We start from the raw sequence: 23680 nt of genomic DNA, 5'->3' as shown, positions 1-23680 counted from the left end.
CTCTTCAGGCGCATATCACTGCGGATTGGCACGGGTGCTGGAAAGCAACGATTTCAGGTTGGCAGCCTTCGGCTTGACCAGCCAGAAGCGACGCAAGTAATCATCGAGGTTCTCGGCGAGCTCACGCCCCCACTCGCTGTCGGTTTCCTCGACGTACTCGTTCAGCACGCGTTGCAAATGGCTGCGGTAGGCTTCCATCGCCTCGCCGCTGATCCGCTGGATTTCCACCAGTTCGTGGTTGACCCGGTCAACGAAGGTGTTGTCCTGGTCGAGCACGTAGGCGAAACCGCCGGTCATGCCAGAGCCGAAGTTGTAACCGGTCTTGCCCAGTACGCAGACGAAACCACCGGTCATGTACTCGCAGCAGTGATCGCCAGTGCCTTCCACCACGGTGTGGGCACCGGAGTTACGCACAGCGAAACGCTCGCCCGCGGTGCCGGCGGCGAACAGCTTGCCCCCGGTGGCGCCGTACAGGCAGGTGTTGCCGATGATGGCACTGTCCTGAGTCTTGTAGACGCTGCCCTTGGGCGGAACGATGACCAGCTTGCCGCCGGTCATGCCCTTGCCGACATAATCGTTGGCGTCGCCTTCCAGGTACAGGTTCAGGCCGCCGGCGTTCCATACGCCGAAGCTCTGGCCCGCAGTACCCTTGAAGCGGAAGGTGATCGGCGCATTCGCCATGCCCTGGTTGCCATGCTTGCGAGCGATTTCGCCGGAGATCCGCGCGCCGATGGAACGGTCGCAGTTGCAGATATCCAGGTCGAACTCGGCACCGCTCAGGTCGTTGATCGCCGAAGCAGCCATCTCGACCATTTTCTCGGCCAGCAGGCCTTTGTCGAACGGCGGGTTGCGGTCTACGCCACAGAACTGCGGCTTGTCCACTGGCACATGGTCGCTGCCCAGCAACGGGGTCAGGTCCAGGTGATGCTGCTTGGCGGTCTGGCCTTCGAGGACTTCCAGCAGATCGGTACGACCGATCAGCTCTTCGAGGGAGCGCACGCCCAGCTTGGCCAGCCACTCACGGGTTTCTTCGGCGACGTAGGTGAAGAAATTCACCACCATGTCGACGGTACCGATGTAGTGGTCCTTGCGCAGTTTTTCGTTCTGGGTCGCGACGCCGGTGGCGCAGTTGTTCAGGTGGCAGATGCGCAGGTATTTGCAGCCCAGGGCGATCATTGGCGCGGTGCCGAAGCCGAAGCTTTCAGCGCCGAGGATCGCTGCCTTGATCACGTCGAGGCCGGTTTTCAGGCCACCGTCGGTCTGCACCCGAACCTTGCCGCGCAGGTCGTTGCCGCGCAGGGTCTGATGGGTTTCGGCCAGACCGAGCTCCCACGGGGCGCCCGCGTACTTGATCGAGGTCAGCGGCGATGCGCCGGTGCCGCCGTCGTAGCCGGAGATGGTGATCAGGTCCGCGTAGGCCTTGGCCACACCGGCGGCGATGGTGCCAACGCCCGCTTCCGCTACCAGCTTCACCGAAACCAGCGCCTTCGGGTTGACTTGTTTCAGGTCGAAAATCAGCTGCGACAAGTCTTCGATGGAGTAGATGTCGTGGTGCGGCGGTGGCGAAATCAGGGTCACGCCCGGCACTGCATAACGCAGCTTGGCGATCAGGCCGTTGACCTTGCCGCCTGGCAACTGACCGCCTTCGCCCGGCTTGGCGCCTTGAGCGACCTTGATCTGCAGCACTTCGGCGTTGACCAGGTATTCCGGGGTCACACCAAAACGGCCCGTCGCCACCTGCTTGATTTTCGAGCTCTTGATGGTGCCGTAGCGTGCCGGGTCTTCGCCGCCTTCGCCGGAGTTGGAGCGCGCACCGAGGCGGTTCATGGCTTCGGCCAGGGCTTCGTGGGCCTCAGGCGACAGGGCACCCAGGGAGATACCGGCGGAGTCGAAGCGCTTGAGCACCGATTCCAGCGGTTCGATCTCGCTCATATCCAATGGCGTGTCGAGGGTTTTGACTTTCAGCAGGTCGCGGATCATCGACACCGGGCGGTTATCCACCAGCGAGGTGTATTCCTTGAACTTGCTGTAGTCGCCCTGTTGCACGGCAGCTTGCAGGGTGTTGACCACGTCAGGGTTGTACGCGTGGTATTCGCCACCGTGGACGAACTTCAGCAAACCGCCCTGCTGGATCGGCTTGCGCGGGCTCCAGGCTTCGGCGGCCAGGGCCTTCTGCTCGGCTTCGATGTCGACGAAGCGCGCACCCTTGATGCGGCTTGGCACGCCACGGAAGCTCAGGTTGCAGACTTCCTCGGACAGGCCGATGGCCTCGAACAACTGCGCACCACGGTACGAAGTGATGGTCGAGATGCCCATCTTCGACAGGATCTTCAGCAAACCCTTGGTGATGCCTTTACGGTAATTCTTGAACACCTCATAGAGGTCGCCCAGCACTTCACCGGTACGGATCAGGTCACCCAGCACTTCGTAGGCCAGGAACGGATAAACGGCAGAAGCACCGAAACCGATCAATACGGCGAAGTGATGCGGATCGCGAGCGGTCGCGGTTTCCACGAGGATGTTGGAGTCGCAACGCAGGCCTTTTTCGGTCAGGCGGTGGTGCACCGCGCCGGTGGCCAGGGACGCGTGGATCGGCAACTTGCCCGGGGCAATGTGACGGTCGCTCAGCACGACCTGGGTACGACCGGCGCGCACGGCTTCTTCAGCCTGATCGGCGACGTTGCGGATCGCCGCTTCGAGGCCGACGCTCTCATCGTAGTTAAGGTCGATGATCGCGCGCTCGAAGCCTGGGCGATCGAGGTTCATCAGCGAGCGCCATTTGGCCGGGGAAATGACCGGCGAGCTTAGGATCACGCGCGAGGCGTGTTCCGGCGACTCCTGGAAGATGTTGCGTTCGGCGCCGAGGCAGATCTCCAGCGACATGACGATCGCTTCACGCAGCGGGTCGATCGGCGGGTTGGTGACCTGCGCGAACTGCTGGCGGAAATAGTCGTACGGCGTGCGCACGCGCTGGGACAGCACGGCCATCGGCGTATCGTCGCCCATCGAGCCCACGGCTTCGTAGCCCTGCTCCCCGAGCGGACGCAGCACCTGATCGCGCTCTTCGAACGTGACCTGGTACATCTTCATGTATTGCTTGAGCTGATCGACGTCGTAGAACGCCGATCCGTGGTCGTTGTCTTCCATGGTCGCCTGGATGCGCAGGGCATTCTTGCGCAGCCATTGCTTGTACGGATGACGCGACTTCAGACGGTTGTCGATGGCGTCGGTGTCGAGGATCTGCCCGGTTTCGGTGTCAACGGCAAAGATCTGGCCCGGCCCGACACGGCCCTTGGCAAGCACGTCTTCAGGCTGGTAGTTCCAGACACCGATTTCCGAAGCCAGGGTAATGAAACCGTTCTTGGTGGTGACCCAACGCGCCGGACGCAGACCGTTACGGTCGAGCAGGCACACCGCGTAGCGACCGTCGGTCATTACCACGCCGGCCGGGCCGTCCCACGGTTCCATGTGCATCGAGTTGTATTCATAGAACGCACGCAGATCCGGGTCCATGGTTTCGACGTTCTGCCACGCTGGCGGAATGATCATCCGCACGCCACGGAACAGATCGATGCCACCGGTGACCATCAGCTCCAGCATGTTGTCCATGCTCGAGGAGTCGGAACCCACGCGGTTGACCAGCGGACCGAGTTCTTCCAGGTCCATCAGATCGTTGGTGAACTTGGTGCGACGAGCCACGGCCCAGTTGCGGTTGCCGGTGATGGTGTTGATCTCGCCGTTGTGCGCCAGGAAGCGGAACGGTTGAGCCAGCGGCCATTTCGGCAGGGTGTTGGTGGAGAAGCGCTGGTGGAACACGCAAATCGAAGTTTGCAGGCGCTCATCGCTCAGGTCTGGATAGAAGGCGGTCAAATCCGCCGGCATCATCAGGCCTTTATAAATGATGGTCTTGTGCGAAAAGCTGCACACGTAATGGTCGGTGTCAGCAGCGTTGGCCACGGACGACTTGCGACGGGAAGTGAACAGCTTGACGGCCAAGTCCTGATCGCTCAGGCCTTCACCGCCGATGAATACCTGCTCGATCTGCGGCAGACGCTCGAGGGCCAGGCGCCCGAGGACGCTGGTGTCGATAGGCACTTTGCGCCAGCCGACGAGCTGCAGGCCGGCGGCCAGGATCTCGCGGTTCATGTTCTCGCGAGCGGCTTCGGCCTTGACCGGGTCCTGGTTGAAAAAGACCATGCCCACGGCATATTGCTTGGGCAGTTCGACGCCAAACGTTTCCTGGGCGATGGCTCGCAGGAACACGTCAGGCTTTTGAATCAGCAGACCGCAACCGTCACCGGTCTTGCCGTCGGCATTAATCCCACCGCGGTGGGTCATGCAGGTCAGGGCCTCGATGGCCGTTTGCAAAAGGGTATGACTGGGCTCGCCCTGCATATGGGCTATCAGGCCGAAACCGCAGTTATCCTTGAATTCATCGGGTTGGTACAGACCTGCTTTCATAGACACTTTCTCACCAGGCTGCCCCTTATCGAGGCAAATTTCTTTTCAATTCAACCGCTTACCTTCCACGCTGGACGTACGCCAGCTTTGCGGGGGCAAAAGGGAGGTCATTGTACACACCGACACGGAGGCTCACAAATTTGACGACGAAATGTCGCAAATCTATGTCGCATTCATGAAAGGTTTAAAGCGATCTGCTGTGCTAGTCAAAACTTTTTTAATTCTGACCGCAACGACTCAAAGACTACTGTGACGCAGACACCACAAGGCACGCGGCCTGTGGGGCCAGCGCGCGCTTGCAGAAATTTTGAGGTGCTTGGAGAGGCGGCCTGGGTAAGGCCGCCGAATCTTCAGCGAGTTGTTGCCAGTTCCTGTTGGACGCTGGCGACAGTGCGAGGCCAAGGTTTACCAGCCTGAACCTTCGCTGGCAAGGCCTTGATGGCTGAAACGGCTGCATCACGACTGGCGAAGTTGCCGTAGGTGATCACATAAAGTGGCTTGCCGTTGAGGACCTTCTTGAAATAACGGTATTCACCGCCCTGCTCCTTGACGAAGCTTTGTGCGGCCGTTTCGGAGCTGGTGCCGAGGATTTGCACTACGTAATTACTCGGCGCCTGACCGGCGTACCAGGTACCTCCGGCAGCCTTGGTGGCAGCGGCTGGTTTTTCGGCAGGCTTGGCTGCGGCGACCGCCGGCTTGGCCGGAGCTGGAGCAGGCTTGGCGGCTGGCGCCGGAACCGGTGCAGGCTTGGCGGTAGCGACCTGCGTCGGGGCCGGAACCGGCTTGGCCGCAGGAGTCGGCGCAGGCCCGGCCGGAACGCCCGCAGGCGGCGCAGTGGTAGTTACGGTCGGCGGTGTCTCGCTGGAGCCCTCTAGCGGAACGCCATCGTCACCTTCGGTAATACCGCCCGCTGCTTCGGCCAGAGGACCACGCATGACAGGCTGCGAATTACCGACCAACGGCAGCGGCATCGGCTGCGTATTGCCGGCGAATTCGACGGCTGGTGCGCCGCCGTTCGCCTGAGGCGCGCCCTGGCCGAGCGGCAATTGCGCCTGCTCGTTGGCCGGAGCACCGGTGGTCGGTGCTTTGCTGCGACCTGGCATCAACCAGGCGGCGGCTACCGCGACCACGACGACGGCGGAAATCGCCAATACGTGTTTCTTCGGCATATTGAACCCCATACTTGGACGCTTCACCGCTGAGCGGCTGGCAATCATGGCTTCGATCATTGCATCGCGAGCAACCTGGTTGATATTGCCAGGCCAACCCTCGGAGCTTTCGTGAATATCAGAGATCTGATCTGCGGTGAAAAGTTCTATACCCCGACCTGCACCTTCGAGGCGCTGATCCAGATATTCGCGGGTCTCTTCTTCGCTGTACGGCTGTAACTCGATGACGTGGAAGCGCTCTTCCTCGAGGCTCAACTGCTCCAGTTGAGCAATCATCGACGACTCGCCAAACAGGAACACATGCGGGCGACCTTCCGGTGCACCGGCACCCAGCGCCATCAACGCTTCGAGCGCGGATTCGTCGAGCTGCTCGGCATCATCCACCAGCAAATAGACTTCCTGACCGGTGAGTGCCAGTTGCACCACCTGAGCCAGGATTGCGCCGATCTCGGCCTGGGCAACGTCCAGTGCCTGGGCCACCTGCCGCAGTACGCCAGCCGCATCGCCGGCGCCACGGGCGGAAACCACCACGCTCTGCACCGATTGTTTGTTGGTGCTGGCAACCAGGGCCTGACGCAGCAGGGTCTTGCCGCTGCCTTGTGGCCCTGTGACCACCAGCAGCAACTGGCTATAACGCGCCAGATGATGCAACTGCCCCAGCACGGGTTTGCGCTGGGCCGGGAAAAACTTGAAGCCAGGCACCCGTGGAGCGAAAGGGTCATGACTCAACTGGTAATGGCCGAGGAAAGCCTCGTCGGCATGCAAACTAGTCATCGCGTTCTTATTAACCTTTAAGCTGAGCCAGGGCGCGGTAATCCGCTCCCAGCGTGGCCTGTAGAACCTCTTTCGGATAATCGTCGGTCACCACCGCTTCGCCCATGTGGCGCAGCAGCACCAGGCGCAAACGACCGTCGATCACTTTTTTATCAATTGCCATGTGTTCGAGGAAATTGGCTGGCGTCATCTCTTCAGGCGGAATGACCGGCAACCCGGCGCGCTGGAACAGCCGAATGCCGCGATCACGCTCCTGCTCGCTGATCCAGCCCAGGCGCGAGGACATCTCTAGCGCCATCACGGTGCCGGCAGCCACAGCCTCGCCATGCAGCCAGACACCATAGCCCATGTGGGTTTCGATGGCATGACCGAAGGTGTGGCCGAGGTTGAGCGTGGCTCGCACACCAGTCTCTTTCTCGTCGGCACCGACCACCGCTGCCTTGGCCGCGCAAGAGCGCTCGATGGCGTAGGTCAGGGCTTGCTGATCCAGGTTGCGCAGGCGATCGACATTGTCTTCGAGCCAGGTCAGGAATGGCTCATCGCAGATCAGACCGTACTTGATGACTTCCGCCAGACCGGCGGACAGTTCGCGGGCCGGCAGGGTATTGAGCGAGGTCGTGTCGATCAGCACGACGTTCGGCTGATAAAAGGCGCCGACCATGTTCTTGCCCAGCGGGTGGTTGATTCCGGTCTTGCCACCCACGGAAGAATCTACTTGCGACAACAGCGTGGTCGGGACCTGTATGAAATCGACACCACGCTGATAGCAGGCCGCGGCAAAACCGGCCATGTCACCGATAACGCCGCCGCCAAGGGCAATCACCGTGGTGCGGCGATCGTGCCGGGCGGTCAACAGACCGTCGAAAATCAGTTGCAGGGTTTCCCAGGTCTTGAAGGCTTCGCCATCGGGCAGCACCACGGAAATCACCGAGAACTGCGCCAGACTGCGGGTCAGACGTTCGAGATAGAGCGGCGCAACGGTTTCGTTGGAAATGATCGCCACTTGCCGCCCGCGAATATGCGGGGCCAGCAGCTCAGGCTGATCCAACAAACCTTCGCCAATATGAATCGGGTAGCTGCGCTCGCCTAGATCGACCTTGAGTGTCTGCATGTGTCCCCACAGTGAAGATGGAATCAGGCGTCCTGCCTTGAATTAACGAATGTCCACGGCCCCTGCTGGTCTGACGCCGTCCGGTAGCCATCCGCCACAACCGATTGCGGTCATGGCAGGACGCCGAGGATAGCGCATTTCGTGCAGCGCTTTAACGGGGCGGCAATTGCTGCAGACGCTCCAGAATATCGAGCACGACCATTCGCGGTGGCCGCTCATCGGTTTCCACCACCAGATCGGCGATTTCCCGATAGAGCGGATCGCGGATCGCCAGCAGATCCCGAAGGGTCTTGGCCGGATCGGCGGTGCGCAGCAAAGGGCGATTGCGGTCACGCGAAGTGCGCCCGACCTGCTGCTCAACGGAAGCATGCAGATAAACCACGCGTCCGCCGGCGTGCAGTGCCCGACGATTGGCTTCGCGCATGACTGCGCCACCGCCGGTCGCCAGCACCACGCCGTCGTAATCGCACAGCTCGGCAATCATTGCCTGCTCGCGATCGCGAAAGCCCGGTTCGCCTTCTTTATCGAAGATCCATGGGATATTGGCGCCCGTGCGTAATTCAATTTCCTTATCGGAATCTTTGAATGGCAAGCGCAGCTCTTTGGCCAGCAACCGGCCGATGGTGCTTTTTCCAGCGCCCATCGGTCCTACAAGAATCAAATTTCGCACAGAATCAACGACTCACAGCAATCGCCTGGTTATTCATGATACGCGGAGTGAGAAACACCAACAGCTCGGATTTTTTCTCCGAAACCACGTCACGCCGGAAAAGGCGGCCAAGATACGGCACATCGCCAAGAAATGGCACCTTATCTACAACCTTGCTCTGAGTATTTGAGAAAACGCCGCCAATAACGATGGTCTCCCCGTCGTTGACCAGGACCTTGGCGTTGACTTCGTTTTTCTTGATCGGCGGCACATCCTGGACTTTGTTGAGGTAGTCCGGCTCGTCCTTGGTGACCTTCACTTCCATGATGATCCGGTTATCCGGCGTGATTTGCGGCGTTACTTCCAGCGACAGCGAAGCCTCCTTGAACGACACGGAAGTGGCGCCGCTGGAACTGGCTTCCTGGTAAGGAATCTCGGTGCCCTTGAGGATCTTCGCCGTTTCCTTGTCGGACGTGACCACCTTGGGCTGCGAGACAATTTCGCCGTTACCGGTTTTCTCCATGGCTGTCAGTTCAAGGTCCAGGAGGACATTGTCGGTGATGAAGGCAATGCCGATACCCGAGGTATTGTTGACCGCCCCCAAATCGACGAACGGCGAGTTGGTGCTGGTGCTACCCGGTGTACCGATGGTCGATGACGAATTGGCACCATTGCTGACCCCCGAAGTATTCCAGTTGCCCTTGTTCTGGATCGAACCACCCCAGCGTACGCCAAGGCTCTTGTCGTAATCGACGTTGGCTTCGACGATTCGCGCCTCGATCATCACCTGGCGTACCGGGATATCCAGTTGCGCCACAATCCGCCGCAACTCGTCGAGCCGATCCTGTGTCTGGTAGGCAATGATGTTATTGGTGCGCTCATCGACAGTGATCGACCCCCGCTCGTCGACCTTCGCTTCGGCACTGGTTACCGACTGGAACAGCTTCGAGATATCGGCTGCCTTGGCGTAATTGACCTGAAGCAGCTCCCGCCGCAGCGGTGCCAGATCGGCGATCTGTTTCTGCGACTCCAGTTCCTGACGCTCTCTTGCGGCGATTTCATCGGCCGGCGCCACCAACAGGACGTTACCAATCTTGCGCTTGTCCAGCCCCTTGGTCTTCAACACCAGGTCCAGCGCCTGGTCCCAAGGCACGTTTTGCAGGCGCAATGTGATGCCACCCTGCACCGTGTCGCTGGCCACCAGATTGAGATTGGTAAAATCTGCGATCAGTTGCAGCACCGAGCGCACATCGATGTCCTGGAAATTCAGCGAGAGCTTTTCGCCGCTGTAGGCGTAGCGGTCGGCATTGCGCTTTTGCAGGTCGTCGACGGTCATCGGGCGGATGCTGACGGTCAGCTTGTTGTCGGTCTGGTAAGTCGAATAATCGAAGGCGCCGCTGGGCTCGATGGTGATGGTGGCTCTGTCGCCGGTGACATTGGCATTGACGAACTGCACAGGCGTGGCGAAATCCTTGACGTCCAGGCGTACTCGCAACGGTTCGGGCAGACGGGTCCTGGCGAATCCGAGAATGATCTTGCCCTCGCGCTCCTGTATGTCGGGCGCAATGGAAGGGTCCGACAGATCAATCACTACATTGCCTTCTCCTTGCGTGCCACGCTGAAAATCCACTCCGCGTATGGCTTTGCTTGCCGTCGCAACCGGGCGTGCCGGGGTCGGGGCGGCAGTGGTAGTGGCAACCGGCCTGCGAGTCGCGCTTTTGCCACCCTGCCCAACCACTACAAACAGATTATTGCCTTCGATTCGGGTGTCGTACGGCGTCAGCTGGGTCAAATTGATGATCAGCCGCGTACGATCCTTGGCCTCGACCACGGTTGCGCTGCGGGCGTTACCCGCTCCCAGGTCACGGGTCTTGCTGGCCAGTTGGCTGACCACACCTGGCAGGTCGAGTGCGATCCGTGCTGGCGACTCAGTGGTGTACCCATGGGGAGCCGGCGGTGGCTCATCGAACGCCAGCTTCAACTCGACGCGGTCGCCCGGCAGTGCAGCGACATCGAGCGCTTTGAGGTTGGCCGCTTGTACCATCGGCGACAGCAACGCTATCCATAGCGACATTCCGAGGGTGGAGAAAATCCTGTTCATTTTTCGAATCCCACTATGAGTGCTCTTTCAAAGGGATGGTCCGCGGCCTTTCCAGCCAGGCACCCTGGCCATCCGGGACGATTTCGACCACATCGACCTGGGCGCTGCTGATGGCGACTATCCGGCCTTCGTTGCGCCCCAGGTAATCGCCGACCTTCAGCCGATGCACTCCGCCAGCCCCGCGTAACAATGCAAAGGAGCCAGCCGCATTGGAAATTGTGCCGACCATTTCAAACTGCTCGATATTGAATCCCTCGAGGTACTGCTTGACCCGGTTCGGGTCCGGCTTGACGTTGCGCGACCCGTGTTTCTGACCGGCCAGGTCGATTCTGACTTGCCGGGAAAACGGGCTGCGCAGGTTGGCAGCGTTGTAGGTGAATGTCGGGTAAGACCGAAATGTGGGCGTTGGTTCAATCTTCCCCGGTGCTCGCAGACGCATTTCGTTCATGTAGGCGTCCAGGTCGCTGAAGTCTTCGCCACTGTTACAACCGCCGAGCACGACCAGCAACATCGCCATGCAAAGTCCGCGAACAAGGCTCATTGCTGCAGCCCTTTGTCGTTGTAGCGGTAGGTCTTGGCCAGGATGCTCATGCGCAGTTTCGGCCCGCCGTCAGGGTTGGCCGGGGCCAGGTCGAAATCGTGCAGGGTGACGATGCGCGGCAGACCGGCTACACCGCTGACGAACGTCGCCAGGTCGTGATAAGCGCCGGTGACGGTAATCTGGATCGGCAATTCGATGTAGAACGGCTGGGTCACCTCCGGCAGCAGTTTGATTTCTTCGAATTCCAGGCCACTGCCCAGACCGGTGCGAGTGATGTCTTCCAGCAGACCGGGCACTTCGGTATCACTGGGCAATTGCCGCAGCAGCACGCCAAAGGAGTTTTCCATCTCTTTCATCTGTTGCGTGTAAAGCTCGAGGTTTGCCGCCATGTGCGCCTTGGTGGCGAACTGCTCTTTGAGGGTCGACTCTTCCTCACGCTTGAGATCTAGCTGGTTCTCAAGCTCGCTGGTGGACATGCTGTAACCCAGCGACAACACCAGAACCATCAGCAGCACACCCACCAACACCTTGATCGCGGGCGGCCAGGAACCGATATTGCTCGTATCCAGTTCGTTGATATCGATCTTGCGCAGCCCTTCGAACCATTCAGACGGAGTCATTTCCCGCCCTCCACCGCAGCCGGCTGGGTCTGCCGCACGCTCAACTGAAAGACGTTGGCTTGATCCAGTTGTCCGGCAGTGGTCGCTTTCACCTCGGTCAGGCTGGGGGCATCAAACCAATCGGAGGCATCCAGGTTGCGCATCAAATCGGATACACGATTGTTCGACTCTGCCGCACCGGTGATCGACAAGGTCTTGCCTGACATTTTGACTTCAGTGAAATACACCCCATCCGGCAGGGTTCGCGCCAGCTGATCAAAAATCCGCCCGCTGATCGGCCGGTTGCCCTGCAAGTCCTGGATGATCCGCATGCGCTCGACCAGTTGCTGACGGCGAGCCTTGAGCTCACTGATCTGCTTGATCCGCTCGTCGACCACGACAATTTGCTTGCCGATGTAATCATTGCGCGCAATCTGACGGCTGATGGCACCGTCGATGGCCTGATTGGCGATCAGCACAGCGCCTGTCGATCCCACCAGCACGCCGACCAGAGTCAGCAGAAAGCGTTTGCGACGCTGCTCGCGCAGTTCTTCCCGCCAAGGTAAAAGATTGATCCGTGCCATCAGTCGAAACTCCTGAGGGCCAGCCCGCAGGCAATCATCATGGCCGGGGCATCGCTGGTCAGGGCCGCGGCATTGACCTTGCTGCTCAGGGTCATCTCGAAAAACGGATTGGCTACCTGCGTCGGCGTGCCCAATTGCTGCTCGATCAATTGGTCCAGCCCCGGAACCGAAGCGGTCCCGCCTGCCAAAAGGATCTGATCAACGGAGTGGTACTGACCGGAAGCAAAGAAAAACTGCAACGAGCGGGATACCTGCTGAACCAGTGCTTCGCGAAAAGGCTGCAACACTTCACGCTCATAGTCGTCAGGCAGCCCGCCCTGCTTCTTCGCCCGCCCCGCCTGTTCAACGGTCAGGTTGTAGCGACGCTGGATTTCCTCGGTCAGTTGTCGCCCGCCAAACAGTTGTTCGCGGGTATAGATGATCCGCCCTTTGTGCAGCACGCTCAGGGTGGTCATGGTTGCGCCGATATCGACCACCGCTACCAGGCGCTCCTTCGACGCCGCCAACTGATTGGCCAGCAAGCCGAACGAACGTTCCAGCGCGTAGGCTTCGACATCAACCACCCGTGCAGTCAGGCCGGCGAGGGTCAATGCCGCTTCACGAACCTCGACGTTTTCCTTGCGACAGGCGGCGAGCAGCACATTGACCCGCTCGGGGTTACGTGTCGACGCGCCCTGGACTTCGAAATCGATGGCGACTTCATCCAGCGGATAAGGAATGTACTGATCGGCCTCGATCTTGAGCTGGCTTTCCATCTCGTCATCGGAAAGCCCCGCATCCATTTCGATAGTCTTGGTGATCACCGCCGAGCCAGCCACGGCGACGGCGACGTTCCTGACATTGGTTCTGGCCTTGACCAGTACGCGGGAAAGGGCCTGGCCCACACCTTCGAGCTCTGCGATGTTTTTCTCGATAACCGCACTGGCAGGCAGTGGCTCGACCGCGTAGGCCTCCACCCGGTAACGGTCGCCCTGGCGGCTCAGCTCCAGGAGCTTCACCGAAGTTGAGCTGATGTCGATCCCTAAAAGCGTATTGGCTTTTTTGTTGAAGAGTCCTGGCACTAGCAATTCCCTATGACTATCCGTGAGTTACGGACTCTGTAATGTGTATTGCGTTCCCTCCGCCCGTCTTGACAGCTGCCGTCAATGACGCCTGCGGCGGAAAAATGCTTATAATGCCCAGCGTTTTTTTTCCGCTTTCTCAAGCGCGGGTCGTTCGCCTTTAGCCTGAACCCTGATGCCTAATTCATTTTTTGCCCTGGATATCCAAAAGCCTTGATTCGTCTGCTGAAATTTTTCGGTTGGTCCATCGTCGCGGTTTTCTGCGGACTGCTTCTGGGTCTGAGCGGGGCGTTTCTTTACCTTAGCCCCGGATTGCCGTCCGTGGAGGCTTTGAGAAGCATTCAGTTGCAGATTCCATTGCGGGTCTACAGCAGCGATAACAAGTTGATCGCAGAATTTGGCGAAATGCGCCGTACCCCGATCAAGTTCGCCGACATTCCACCCAATTTCATAAATGCGTTACTAAGTGCTGAAGACGACAACTTCGCCAACCATTACGGCGTCGACCCCAGCAGCCTGATGCGCGCGGCGACCCAACTGGTCAAAAGTGGCCACATCCAGTCCGGCGGCAGCACCATTACCATGCAGGTAGCGAAGAACTTCTTCCTGACCAGCGAACGCAGCTTTTCCCGCAAGACCACGGAAATCCTCCTGGCACTGCAGATTGAACGCCAGCTGACCAAGGACGAAATCCTTGAGCTGTACGTCAACAAGATCTACCTGGGCAACCGTGCCTACGGTATCGAAGCTGCCGCGCAGGTGTATTACGGCAAGTCGATTCGCGACGTCAGCCTGGCGCAGATGGCCATGATCGCCGGCCTGCCCAAGGCCCCGTCTCGTTTCAACCCGTTGGCCAACCCGGCCCGCAGCAAAGAGCGGCGCGACTGGATCCTGGGGCGCATGTACAAACTGGGCAAAATCACTGAAGCCGATTACACCGCGGCGATCAACGAACCGCTGAACGCCAGCTATCACGTGCCGACACCGGAAGTGAACGCCCCTTACATCGCCGAGATGGCCCGCGCCGAAATGGTCGGCCGCTATGGTAGCGACGCCTATACCGAAGGTTTCCGCGTCACCACTACCGTGCCCAGCAACCTTCAGGAAATGGCCAACACCGCCCTCCACGAAGGCCTGATGACCTACGACCAGCGTCATGGCTACCGAGGCCCTGAATCACGCCTGCCGGGCAAGACCCGCGAAGCCTGGGCCACCGAACTGACCAAGCAGCGCACCATCAGCAGCCTTGAGCCGGCCATCGTTACCCAGGTCGACAAGACCGGGCTGCAGGTGCTGACCCGCACCGGACAGGAACACGTCAGCTGGGAAACCATGAAATGGGCTCGCCCTTTCCTGAACACCAACAGTATGGGGCCCAATCCGAAGCAGCCGTCGGATGTCGCCCAGGTTGGCGACTTGATCCGTGTACAACGCCAGCCGGACAATTCGCTGAAGTTCAGTCAGGTTCCGCAGGCTCAGGGTGCGCTGGTGTCCCTCGATCCACAAAATGGCGCGATCCGCTCGCTGGTGGGTGGCTTTGCCTTTGAGCAGAGCAACTACAACCGCGCACTGCAGGCCAAGCGCCAGCCCGGGTCGAGCTTCAAGCCATTCGTGTACAGCGCTGCGCTGGACAATGGCTACACCGCCGCCAGCCTGGTGAACGATGCGCCGATCGTTTTCGTCGATGAGTACCTGGACAAGGTCTGGCGCCCGAAGAACGATACCAACACCTTCCTTGGCCCGATTCGTTTGCGTGAGGCGCTGTACAAGTCGCGCAACCTGGTATCGATCCGCTTGCTGCAAGCGATGGGCGTCGGCAAGACCATCGACTACATCAGCCGCTTCGGCTTCAACAAGCAGGACCTGCCTCCCAACCTGTCGCTGGCACTGGGCACCGCAACGCTGACGCCGATGGAGATCGCCACCGGTTGGGCCACGTTCGCCAACGGTGGCTACAAGATCACTCCTTACATCATCGACAAAATCGAAAGCCGCAACGGCGACACGCTTTTCGTCGCCAATCCGCCCAGCGTGCCGAAGGGCGGCGCAGCCACCGACGGCATTGCCGCGCCAGTTGCCGAAGCTTTCACGGTCAACGCAACGCCGAGCGATGCCATGAACGCACAACCGACACCCCAAGCACCGGCGGTGGCTGAACGCATTGTTGATGGCCGCACGACCTACATCCTCAACAGCATGCTCGAGGACGTTATAAAACTCGGCACCGGGCGTCGTGCGCTGGCCTTGGGTCGCAGCGACATCGCGGGTAAAACCGGTACCACCAACGAATCCAAGGACGCCTGGTTCTCCGGTTACAACGCCGATTACGTGACCACCGTCTGGACCGGCTTCGACCAGCCTGAAAGCCTGGGGCGCAAGGAGTTTGGCGGCACCGTAGCCCTGCCGATCTGGATGAACTACATGGCCGCCGCGCTCAAGGACCTGCCGCCGCATACGCAGCCAGAGCCCGAAGGCATCCTCAGCTTGCGAGTCGACCCGATCAGCGGCCGCGCCGCCACTCCAGGCACGCCGGGCGCCTACTTCGAGCTGTTCAAGGCCGAGGACACGCCACCGTCGATGAACGAGCTGGGTAACGGCATTACGCCGGGCAGCCCGCTGCCGGCGGATGAAGCGGCGCCGATCGATTTGTTCTGATTTCAGCGCCAACAGAAAGCCCTGCCTTCGTGAAAGTGCGGGGCTTTTTTGTGCCTGCAGGATTGATCGTTCCCACGCTTCGCGTGGGAATGCAGCCAGGGACGCTCCGCGTCCCATCCAGAGCCGAACGCAGAGCGTCCGCAGAGGCATTCCCACGCGGAGCGTGGGAACGATCACCCGCCAGACACAAAAAAGCCCCGACTCAAAACGAGCCGGGGCTTTTCGGTTGAAGCGCTACAACGACTTAGCCGTTGAACACGTCATCCACGCTTTTGAGCGGGTAGTTCTTCGGATACGGCAGGGTTGCCACACCGGTCTCGATTGCGGCTTTAGCCACGGCATCGGAGATCAGGGTGATCAGACGCTTGTCCATTGGCTTCGGAATGATGTACTCACGACCGAATTCCAGCTTGATGCCGCCGTAGGCGTCGCACACTTCCTGAGGTACCGGCAGTTTGGCCAGTTCGCGCAGGGCGTTGGCTGCTGCCACTTTCATTTCTTCGTTGATGCGCTTGGCGCGAACGTCCAGGGCACCACGGAAGATGAACGGGAAGCCCAGTACGTTGTTGACCTGGTTCGGGTAGTCCGAACGGCCGGTGGCCATGATCACGTCGTTACGGGTGGCATGGGCCAGTTCCGGGGAGATTTCCGGATCAGGGTTCGAGCAAGCGAACACGATCGGGTTAGGCGCCATGGACAGCAGGCCTTCAGCGCTCAGCAGGTTCGGGCCGGACAGGCCGACGAACACGTCAGCACCTTGCAGTGCATCAGCCAGGGTGCGCTTTTCGGTCGCGTGAGCGAAAACAGCCTTGTACTGGTTCAGGTCGTCACGGCCGGAGTGGATCACGCCGGTACGGTCGATCATGTAGATGTTTTCGATATTGGCGCCCATGCTCACCAGCAATTTCATGCAGGAGATGGCGGCAGCACCGGCGCCCAGGCAGACGATCTTGGCTTGCGGCAGGGTTTTGCCGGCGATTTCCAGGGCGTTGATCATACCGGCTGCGGTCACGATCGCGGTGCCGTGCTGGTCATCGTGGAATACCGGGATGTCGCACTGTTCGATCAGAGCGCGTTCGATCTCAAAGCACTCAGGTGCCTTGATGTCTTCCAGGTTGATGCCACCGAAGGTGATGGAGATGCGCTTGACGGTGTCGATGAAGGCTTGCGGGCTTTCGGAGTCGACTTCGATGTCGAAAACGTCGATGCCGGCGAAGCGCTTGAACAGCACGCCTTTACCTTCCATCACTGGCTTGGAGGCCAATGGGCCAAGGTTACCCAGGCCGAGAATCGCGGTGCCATCGGAAATGACTGCAACCAGGTTGCCTTTGCCGGTGTATTTGTAGGCCAGTTCAGGATCGCGGGCGATTTCGCGTACTGGTTCGGCTACGCCGGGGCTGTAGGCCAGCGACAGGTCGCGGGCGGTAGCGGTGGCCTTGGTGAGCTCGACACTCAGCTTCCCTGGACGAGGATGGGCGTGATATTCGAGAGCGGCAGTTTTCAGATCAGACATTTTGGCATTCCGCTTTTACTGTTGGACAGACTGGTCAGCGAGGATACGCGCCTCGCAAAATCCCCACAAGACTGACCGGTCACCCCTGTCAAGCGCCCGGCCATACGACTTTGGCCCAAGAGCCACGGAACACAAGGGATAGACTGTTCACAATCGATAGAAAAAATGTCTACAATTTTTTATCAATGTGCCACTTGCAGCATCGCCGGATCGGTCAGCGGCAACACCCAGCGCGCCTGACCCTCCTTGAGACCGCCACGACGGGAACGGTCCAGCACCCAGCCACGCGCCTCAATCTGCTTGCCCTTGAGACTTTCCAGCGAGGCCGCATCGAATCGGGCCAGCAAGTTGGGTGCAACGCGCAATACAACCGAGTCCTGCAACTCGATCCAAATCCCGCCACGATTGCGCTGAACCCTGCTCACACGGCCACTGAGCAGAGCGAATCCGGAAACGCTGATTTGATCCGCCTGCAACACGGGCGACTGGCGCCACACGCCGAGTCCGGATTGGCGGGCACTGCGTTCCGCTGCCTGCTGACAGTCGATCAGATCGGTATTCGGCGCGACTGCCACGAGAAACCCCAGGCCTTCGGCGAGCATTTGCGCTTCGAGGTTGGCGCCGTCGGCACCATAGACATGGGCCAACGTCCGGCCATAGCGGTCTTTGCTTTCTTTGCCGGGCCGCAGGCCGACTCGCCCATCACTCGCCGCCACCAAATCTTCCAGGCGTTTTCGTGCAGCGACGGCGAACGGCTCGTCGGAGCGCCCTTTCTTGCCCAACTCCGGCGTATTCAAGCCGATCATGCGCACATTGCGACCATCGCTCAGGCGCAGCGTGTCGCCGTCGACCACTCGCTGGACTGCGACCGATGTCAGCCCGGCCGGAGCCGGACAAAAGGCCTGGGCCGCTGAGAGCCAAATCGCAGACAGAAAAAAGGCGCCCGCAAGGGACGCCTTTTTCATCAGCATGGAAAAACCGCAACGGCCTCCCAAGTTGATCGGCCTTAGGCCTTTTTCGCGCCGAAAGCACCGAAACGGTCTGCGAAGCGCTGAACGCGGCCGCCAGTGTCCAGAGTCTTCTGCTTACCGGTGTAGAACGGGTGGCATTCGTTGCAAACGTCGATCGCCAGGGCTTTGCCGAAGGTCGAACGGGTTTCGAACTTGTTGCCGCAGCTGCAGGTAACAGCAACTGCTGGGTATTCTGGATGGATATCAGCTTTCATGGTGTTTTCCTCAGGCTAGCGTGCCGCCACCCAACACTATTGTTGAATACCGCACGTAATTAGGCCGCGGATTCTACCAGACAATGCCAATCACGCAAGCTGTCCCTCAAACCGGTCGTCTGCTAGGCTCGCGACCTGCTACTTCACCCCTACATCGAGAAAACGCGTGCCCGACGCCATTCTGCGCCTCGCCCTGCCTTCGCCGCTGCGCCGCCTGTTCGACTACCGCGCTCCGGCCGGCGTGCGGCGCGAACAGTTGCACCCCGGCATGCGCCTGCGAGTGCCATTTGGCCGTCGCGAGATGATCGGGATCCTGGTGGAAGTCACTGACACCAGCGAAGTGCCAGCGGAAAAACTCAAGCCCGCGCTGGCCTTGCTCGACGCCACACCACCACTTCCCCCGGCGTTATTCAAGCTGTGCCTGTGGACCTCCCAGTATTACCAGCACAGCCTCGGCGATACCTTGAGCTGGGCCTTGCCCGTATTGCTGCGCCAGGGCGAACTGGCCGAAGCGCGGCAGGAACGCTTCTGGTCTGCCGCGCCGGGTGCGAGTCTCGATGACCCGCGTATCGCCCGCGCCCCGCGCCAGCGTGAAGCTTTGGCGACACTGGCGCAGCACCCCCATGGCGTCGCTCACCAGTTGCTGAGCAAGCTGATGCTGAGCAAAGACAGCCTGGATTTGCTGCTGGCCAAGGATCTGGTGCAAGTTGAAATCCGCCGCCACGCGCCTGGTGTCCGCCATGAACACTGGCTGGCCCAGCCCGAATTGCCGCTCAACGCGGAACAGCGTGCAGCGTACGAAGCGATCCGCGCCGGGTTCGACAGTTATCACGCTTTTCTGCTGGCCGGTGTCACCGGCAGCGGCAAGACCGAAGTCTACTTGCAGCTGATCCGCGAGACCCTTGAGGCCGGCAAGCAAGCGTTAGTGCTGATCCCGGAAATCAATCTCGGTCCGCAAACCCTGGCGCGATTCGAGCAGCGCTTCAATGCGCGCATCGCGCTGATCCACTCGGCGGTCAACGACCGCGAACGCCTTGAGGCCTGGCTCGCCGCCCGAGATGGCGAAGCCGACATTATTATCGGCACCCGCTCGGCGCTGTTCACACCGATGAAAAACCCGGGGCTGATCATCATCGACGAGGAGCATGACGGCTCCTATAAACAGCAGGAAGGCCTGCGCTACCATGCCCGCGACCTGGCATTGGTGCGGGCACGGCAGGAAAACATCCCGATCGTGCTCGGCTCGGCCACGCCCTCTCTGGAAAGCCTGCACAACGCCTATACCGGTCGCTACGGCTTGCTGCGACTGAATGAACGCGCTGGCGGTGCCAAGCAACCGCGCTTCCTGCGCCTGGATGTGAAGAGCCGTCCGCTGGACAGCGGCATTTCCGGGCCGATGCAACAAGCCATCGGCCAGACCCTGGCTGCCGGTCAGCAGGTGCTGGTGTTCCTCAATCGCCGAGGCTTTGCGCCGACCCTGCTTTGCCATGACTGCGGCTGGATGTCCGAATGCCAGCGCTGCGATGCACGCATGACCGTGCACCAGCGTTACGGCGAACTGCGTTGCCACCATTGCGGCTATGTCGAACGCGTACCCCGCCAATGCCCTAAGTGCAACAAGGTCGACTTGCGCCCGGTGGGTGCCGGCACCGAACGGGCCGAAGAGCGTCTGGCGATCCTGTTTCCGGACTATCCGGTCCTGCGGGTCGACCGCGACAGTACCTCACGAAAGGACGCGATGAACCAGTTGTTCGCGACCATCCAGAAAGGCCAACCGTGCATTTTGATCGGCACGCAAATGCTTGCCAAAGGTCATCACTTTCCACGGGTAACGCTGGTGTCGATTCTCGACGCCGACGGCGGGCTGTTCTCCGGCGACTTCCGTGCCAGTGAACGCATGGCGCAATTGATTGTTCAGGTCGCGGGCCGCGCAGGCCGTGCCGAAGAACCGGGCAAGGTGATCATCCAGACGCATCTTGCTGACCATCCGTTGTTGATCCAACTGACCGAACAGGGCTATTTCGCCTTTGCCGAACAAGCCTTGAGCGAACGCCGCGCAGCGGGCTTGCCGCCGTTTGCGCACCTGGCGTTGCTGCGCGCCGAAGCGCATAAACCAGGGCAAGCGGAAGGCTTTCTCGATGAGGCGTGCAGCGAGGCCGAGCGCCTGCTGATCGAACAGAACCTGACCGGCATCGAGCTGCTGGGCCCGGTGCCAGCGCCGATGGAGCGCCGGGCAGGGCGGTATCGCGCGCAGTTGCTGTTGCAGGCGACCGCCCGGGCGCCGCTGCATCGATTGCTGGCCAGTTGGTTGCTGGTACTGGAGCAGATGCCGAGTGGGCGTGCGGTGCGCTGGTCTTTGGATGTTGATCCAGTCGATTTGTATTGATGACAACTGTGGCGAGGGAGCTCGCTCCCGCTCGACTGCAAAGCAGTCGTAAATATGGCACCTCGAGCCGTTCAGTGAGACCGCGGGGCCTGAATTCAGGGCCGCTCCGCGCCCCACCGGGAGCAAGCTCCCTCGCCACAGGTTAATCGTCTGCCGTAAGTCCGCAATGAACCTACAATGGTTGGCAAGCCCGCTCCGGCAACGGATAATGCCCAGTTTTTCCACCAGCGCATGATGCGCCCGCCGCGCCAGCGGTCGAAAGAGAAGACCATGAAAGACACCATTCGCCAGCTGATCCAACAAGCCATCACCCAACTCGTCAACGAAGGTGTGTTGCCTGAAGGCCTGTCGCCGGCGATCCAGGTGGAAAACTCGCGCGACAAGAAAAACGGCGATTTCGCCAGCAACATCGCCATGATGCTGGCCAAACCGGCGGGCATGAAACCGCGCGACCTGGCGGAAAAAATCATCGCCGCGCTGCCGGCCGACGAAAACGTCAGCAAGACCGAAATCGCCGGTCCCGGCTTCCTGAATTTCTTCCAGAACACCGATGCCCTGGCCTCACGCCTCGACGCGGCCCTGGCCGATGGCAATATCGGCGTGCGCAAGGCTGGCCCGCTGCAGCGCACCGTGGTCGACCTGTCGGCACCGAACCTGGCCAAAGAGATGCACGTCGGCCACTTGCGCTCGACCATCATCGGCGACGGCGTGGCTCGCGTATTGGAGTTCCTGGGCGACACCGTGATCCGTCAGAACCACGTCGGCGACTGGGGCACCCAGTTCGGCATGCTGATGGCGTACCTGCAGGAAAACCCGATCACCAGCGACGAGCTGTCGGACCTGGAGAACTTCTACCGCGCCGCCAAGCAACGCTTCGACGAATCCGCAGAGTTCGCCGACCGCGCCCGCGGCCTGGTGGTCAAGTTGCAGGCTGGTGACGCCGACTGCCTGGCGCTGTGGACCAAGTTCAAGGACATCTCGCTGTCCCACTGCCAGAAAATCTACGAGCTGCTCAACGTCAAACTGACCATGGCCGACGTCATGGGTGAAAGTGCCTACAACGATGACCTGATCAACGTGGTCAACGACCTCAAGGCCGCCGGCATGCTAGTCGAGAGCAACGGCGCGCAATGCGTGTTCCTTGACGAGTTCAAGAATGCCGATGGCGACCCGCTGCCGGTGATCATCGTCAAGGCCGACGGCGGCTACCTCTACGCCACCACCGACCTGGCGGCCGTGCGCTACCGCAGCGGCACACTCAAGGCTGATCGCGCGCTGTACTTCGTCGACCAGCGTCAGGCCCTGCACTTCCAGCAAGTGTTCGCCGTGGCGCGCAAGGCCGGCTTCGTGACCCATCCGATGGAGATGGAACACATGGGCTTCGGCACCATGAACGGCGCCGATGGCCGTCCGTTCAAGACCCGAGACGGTGGCACCGTCAAGCTGATCGACCTGCTGACCGAAGCCCAGGAACGCGCCTACACCCTGGTGAAAGACAAGAACCCCGAGCTGGCCGAAGCCGAGTTGCGCAACATCGCCAAGGTGGTGGGCATCGGTGCGGTGAAATACGCCGACCTGTCCAAGCATCGCACCAGCGACTACAGCTTCAACTTCGACCTGATGCTCAACTTCGAAGGCAACACCGCGCCGTACTTGCTGTACGCCTACACCCGCGTGGCCGGTGTGTTCCGCAAACTCGGCAAGGACTTCAGCGAAGTCGAAGGCCAGATCGTGCTCGAAGCGGCCCACGAACACGAGCTGGCAGCGAAACTCGCGCAGTTCGGCGAGATCCTGAACAACGTGGCTGAAAAAGGCACGCCGCACATTCTCTGCACCTACCTGTACGACGTCGCCGGCCTGTTCTCCAGCTTCTACGAGAACTGCCCGATCCTCGCCGCCGACACCCCGGCACAAATGCAGAGCCGTCTGCGCCTCGCCGCGCTGACCGGTCGCACTCTCAAGCAAGGCCTGGAACTCTTGGGCCTGGAAACACTGGAGCGCATGTAAGTTGGCTGCCAAGAAAAAACCTGCACCCAAACGTGGCGCCAGCCGTTACCAAGCTCCAGCGAAGCAACCGATCCCGGGTTGGCTGTGGATGGCCATCGGCCTGACGGTCGGTGCATTCATCGTGTTCCTGATGAAACTGGAGCCGGGCAAAGGCAGCGATACGGTCAAGCGCGAGAAGGTCGAGCAACAGCAGAAAGCCAGCAAGATTGCCGAGGCCAACAAGACTCCGCCGAGCCCGACGCAACCGGTAAAGCCGAAATACGACTTCTACACCCTGCTGCCGGAATCGGAAGTCATCGTGCCGCCGGATGCCGTGCCGGAGAAAACCCTGCCGACGCCACAAGTGCCAGCCATTCCGACCACGCCGGTGACCCCGGCCGAAGCGGCGAAGATCGACACCGCCCGCGCCCAGGCAGCCCTGGCCGGCATTACGCCGCCACCCGCGCCACCTGTCACCAAGGCCGCGCCGGTAACCAAGTTCTTCCTGCAGGCCGGTTCGTTCCGCAAGGAGACTGATGCGGACAAGGTTCGGGCGCAGATCATCCTGCTCGGCCAGGCGGTGGCGGTGGAATCGGGAACGGTGAAAGACGAAACCTGGTACCGGGTACTGGTCGGACCGTTCAGCAATCGCGAACAACTGACCACTGCACAGAAACAACTGGCCGGCGCCGGGTTCAGCAACCTGCTGTTACAACAACGCCAGAGCCGCTAACGCCGTGTTCGATCGTTCCCACGCTCTGCGTGGGAACGCCTCAAGGGACGCTCCGCGTTCCAGCGCCGGGAGGGACGCAGAGCGTCCCGGGCTGCATTCCCACGCAGAGCGTGGGAACGATCACGCTAAACA

16 protein-coding genes are annotated in these 23680 nt (G+C 60.5%); 4 read left to right on the top strand and 12 right to left on the bottom strand.

Going from position 1 to position 23680, the window contains the following annotated elements; all coding sequences use genetic code 11:
• Window positions 1–15: 15 nt before the first annotated feature.
• The 9 genes from gltB to ASD60_RS01340 form a co-directional block, all read right to left on the bottom strand.
• Window positions 16–4461 carry a glutamate synthase large subunit gene (gene gltB, locus ASD60_RS01380; RefSeq protein WP_056852268.1) on the bottom strand — a complete coding sequence of 1482 codons (4446 nt, stop codon included), beginning with the start codon at window positions 4459–4461 and terminating at the stop codon, window positions 16–18.
• A gap of 350 nt (window positions 4462–4811) precedes the next feature.
• Window positions 4812–6404 (bottom strand): AAA family ATPase, encoded by a 1593-nt coding sequence (locus ASD60_RS01375; protein WP_056852267.1) that lies wholly within the window; start codon window positions 6402–6404, stop codon window positions 4812–4814.
• A 10-nt stretch (window positions 6405–6414) separates the two neighbouring features.
• Entirely contained in the window at window positions 6415–7515 is a 1101-nt protein-coding gene (aroB, locus tag ASD60_RS01370; RefSeq protein WP_056852266.1) for a 3-dehydroquinate synthase, read from the bottom strand.
• Between the two features lie 151 nt (window positions 7516–7666).
• Window positions 7667–8185 carry a shikimate kinase AroK gene (aroK, locus tag ASD60_RS01365; protein WP_056725695.1) on the bottom strand — a complete coding sequence of 173 codons (519 nt, stop codon included), beginning with the start codon at window positions 8183–8185 and terminating at the stop codon, window positions 7667–7669.
• Window positions 8186–8189: 4 nt separating this feature from the next.
• Entirely contained in the window at window positions 8190–10265 is a 2076-nt protein-coding gene (pilQ, locus tag ASD60_RS01360) for a type IV pilus secretin PilQ family protein (RefSeq protein ID WP_056852265.1), read from the bottom strand.
• A 13-nt stretch (window positions 10266–10278) separates the two neighbouring features.
• Window positions 10279–10806, bottom strand: a complete 528-nt coding sequence (locus ASD60_RS01355) for a pilus assembly protein PilP (RefSeq protein WP_056852264.1) — start codon at window positions 10804–10806, stop codon at window positions 10279–10281.
• A complete protein-coding gene (gene pilO, locus ASD60_RS01350) occupies window positions 10803–11426 on the bottom strand; it encodes a type 4a pilus biogenesis protein PilO (protein WP_056852263.1) in 624 nt (207 codons plus the stop codon). The genes ASD60_RS01355 and pilO overlap by 4 nt, the downstream gene beginning before the upstream one ends.
• Complete coding sequence (locus ASD60_RS01345; RefSeq protein WP_056852262.1) at window positions 11423–11989, bottom strand: PilN domain-containing protein; 567 nt, start codon at window positions 11987–11989, stop codon at window positions 11423–11425. The genes pilO and ASD60_RS01345 overlap by 4 nt, the downstream gene beginning before the upstream one ends.
• Complete coding sequence (locus tag ASD60_RS01340; protein WP_056852261.1) at window positions 11989–13050, bottom strand: pilus assembly protein PilM; 1062 nt, start codon at window positions 13048–13050, stop codon at window positions 11989–11991. The genes ASD60_RS01345 and ASD60_RS01340 overlap by 1 nt, the downstream gene beginning before the upstream one ends.
• A gap of 216 nt (window positions 13051–13266) precedes the next feature.
• Between ASD60_RS01340 and ASD60_RS01335 the strand changes: the two genes are divergently transcribed.
• Window positions 13267–15705: a penicillin-binding protein 1A gene (locus tag ASD60_RS01335; RefSeq protein WP_442965966.1), complete on the top strand. Its 2439-nt coding sequence runs from the start codon at window positions 13267–13269 to the stop codon at window positions 15703–15705.
• 244 nt (window positions 15706–15949) lie between these two features.
• Here the strand turns inward: ASD60_RS01335 and ASD60_RS01330 are convergent, their stop codons facing one another.
• The 3 genes from ASD60_RS01330 to rpmE all read right to left on the bottom strand — a co-directional run bounded on the left by ASD60_RS01330 (window position 15950) and on the right by rpmE (window position 18443).
• Window positions 15950–17218: a malic enzyme-like NAD(P)-binding protein gene (locus ASD60_RS01330; protein WP_056852259.1), complete on the bottom strand. Its 1269-nt coding sequence runs from the start codon at window positions 17216–17218 to the stop codon at window positions 15950–15952.
• A 182-nt stretch (window positions 17219–17400) separates the two neighbouring features.
• Window positions 17401–18189: a thermonuclease family protein gene (locus tag ASD60_RS01325; RefSeq protein WP_056852258.1), complete on the bottom strand. Its 789-nt coding sequence runs from the start codon at window positions 18187–18189 to the stop codon at window positions 17401–17403.
• A 35-nt stretch (window positions 18190–18224) separates the two neighbouring features.
• A complete protein-coding gene (rpmE, locus tag ASD60_RS01320) occupies window positions 18225–18443 on the bottom strand; it encodes a 50S ribosomal protein L31 (protein WP_008047849.1) in 219 nt (72 codons plus the stop codon).
• Window positions 18444–18609: 166 nt separating this feature from the next.
• Here rpmE and ASD60_RS01315 point away from each other — a divergent pair, with 166 nt between their 5' ends.
• The 3 genes from ASD60_RS01315 to ASD60_RS01305 all read left to right on the top strand — a co-directional run bounded on the left by ASD60_RS01315 (window position 18610) and on the right by ASD60_RS01305 (window position 23548).
• On the top strand, window positions 18610–20829 hold the full coding sequence (locus tag ASD60_RS01315; RefSeq protein ID WP_056852257.1) for a primosomal protein N': 2220 nt from the start codon (window positions 18610–18612) through the stop codon (window positions 20827–20829).
• A 270-nt stretch (window positions 20830–21099) separates the two neighbouring features.
• Window positions 21100–22836 carry an arginine--tRNA ligase gene (argS, locus tag ASD60_RS01310; protein ID WP_056852538.1) on the top strand — a complete coding sequence of 579 codons (1737 nt, stop codon included), beginning with the start codon at window positions 21100–21102 and terminating at the stop codon, window positions 22834–22836.
• A gap of 1 nt (window position 22837) precedes the next feature.
• A complete protein-coding gene (locus tag ASD60_RS01305; RefSeq protein ID WP_056852256.1) occupies window positions 22838–23548 on the top strand; it encodes an SPOR domain-containing protein in 711 nt (236 codons plus the stop codon).
• Window positions 23549–23680: the final 132 nt, after the last annotated feature.

Origin of the sequence: Pseudomonas sp. Root562 (genome assembly GCF_001427125.1) — a bacterium.
Lineage (GTDB): Bacteria > Pseudomonadota > Gammaproteobacteria > Pseudomonadales > Pseudomonadaceae > Aquipseudomonas.
Note: the sequence above shows the minus strand (reverse complement) of the source record. Positions and strands in the feature narration are given on the sequence as shown.

Bases quoted from the DNA above. Each gene is read 5' to 3' on its own strand.
- ASD60_RS01345 (WP_056852262.1), bottom strand. From the start codon at position 11,989: ATGGCACGGATCAATCTTTTACCTTGGCGGGAAGAACTGCGCGAGCAG.
- ASD60_RS01375 (WP_056852267.1), bottom strand. From the start codon at position 6,404: ATGACTAGTTTGCATGCCGACGAGGCTTTCCTCGGCCATTACCAGTTG.
- gltB (WP_056852268.1), bottom strand. From the start codon at position 4,461: ATGAAAGCAGGTCTGTACCAACCCGATGAATTCAAGGATAACTGCGGT.
- ASD60_RS01325 (WP_056852258.1), bottom strand. From the start codon at position 18,189: ATGCTGATGAAAAAGGCGTCCCTTGCGGGCGCCTTTTTTCTGTCTGCG.
- pilO (WP_056852263.1), bottom strand. From the start codon at position 11,426: ATGACTCCGTCTGAATGGTTCGAAGGGCTGCGCAAGATCGATATCAAC.
- ASD60_RS01355 (WP_056852264.1), bottom strand. From the start codon at position 10,806: ATGAGCCTTGTTCGCGGACTTTGCATGGCGATGTTGCTGGTCGTGCTC.
- pilQ (WP_056852265.1), bottom strand. From the start codon at position 10,265: ATGAACAGGATTTTCTCCACCCTCGGAATGTCGCTATGGATAGCGTTG.
- rpmE (WP_008047849.1), bottom strand. From the start codon at position 18,443: ATGAAAGCTGATATCCATCCAGAATACCCAGCAGTTGCTGTTACCTGC.
- ASD60_RS01330 (WP_056852259.1), bottom strand. From the start codon at position 17,218: ATGTCTGATCTGAAAACTGCCGCTCTCGAATATCACGCCCATCCTCGT.
- argS (WP_056852538.1), top strand. From the start codon at position 21,100: ATGAAAGACACCATTCGCCAGCTGATCCAACAAGCCATCACCCAACTC.
- aroB (WP_056852266.1), bottom strand. From the start codon at position 7,515: ATGCAGACACTCAAGGTCGATCTAGGCGAGCGCAGCTACCCGATTCAT.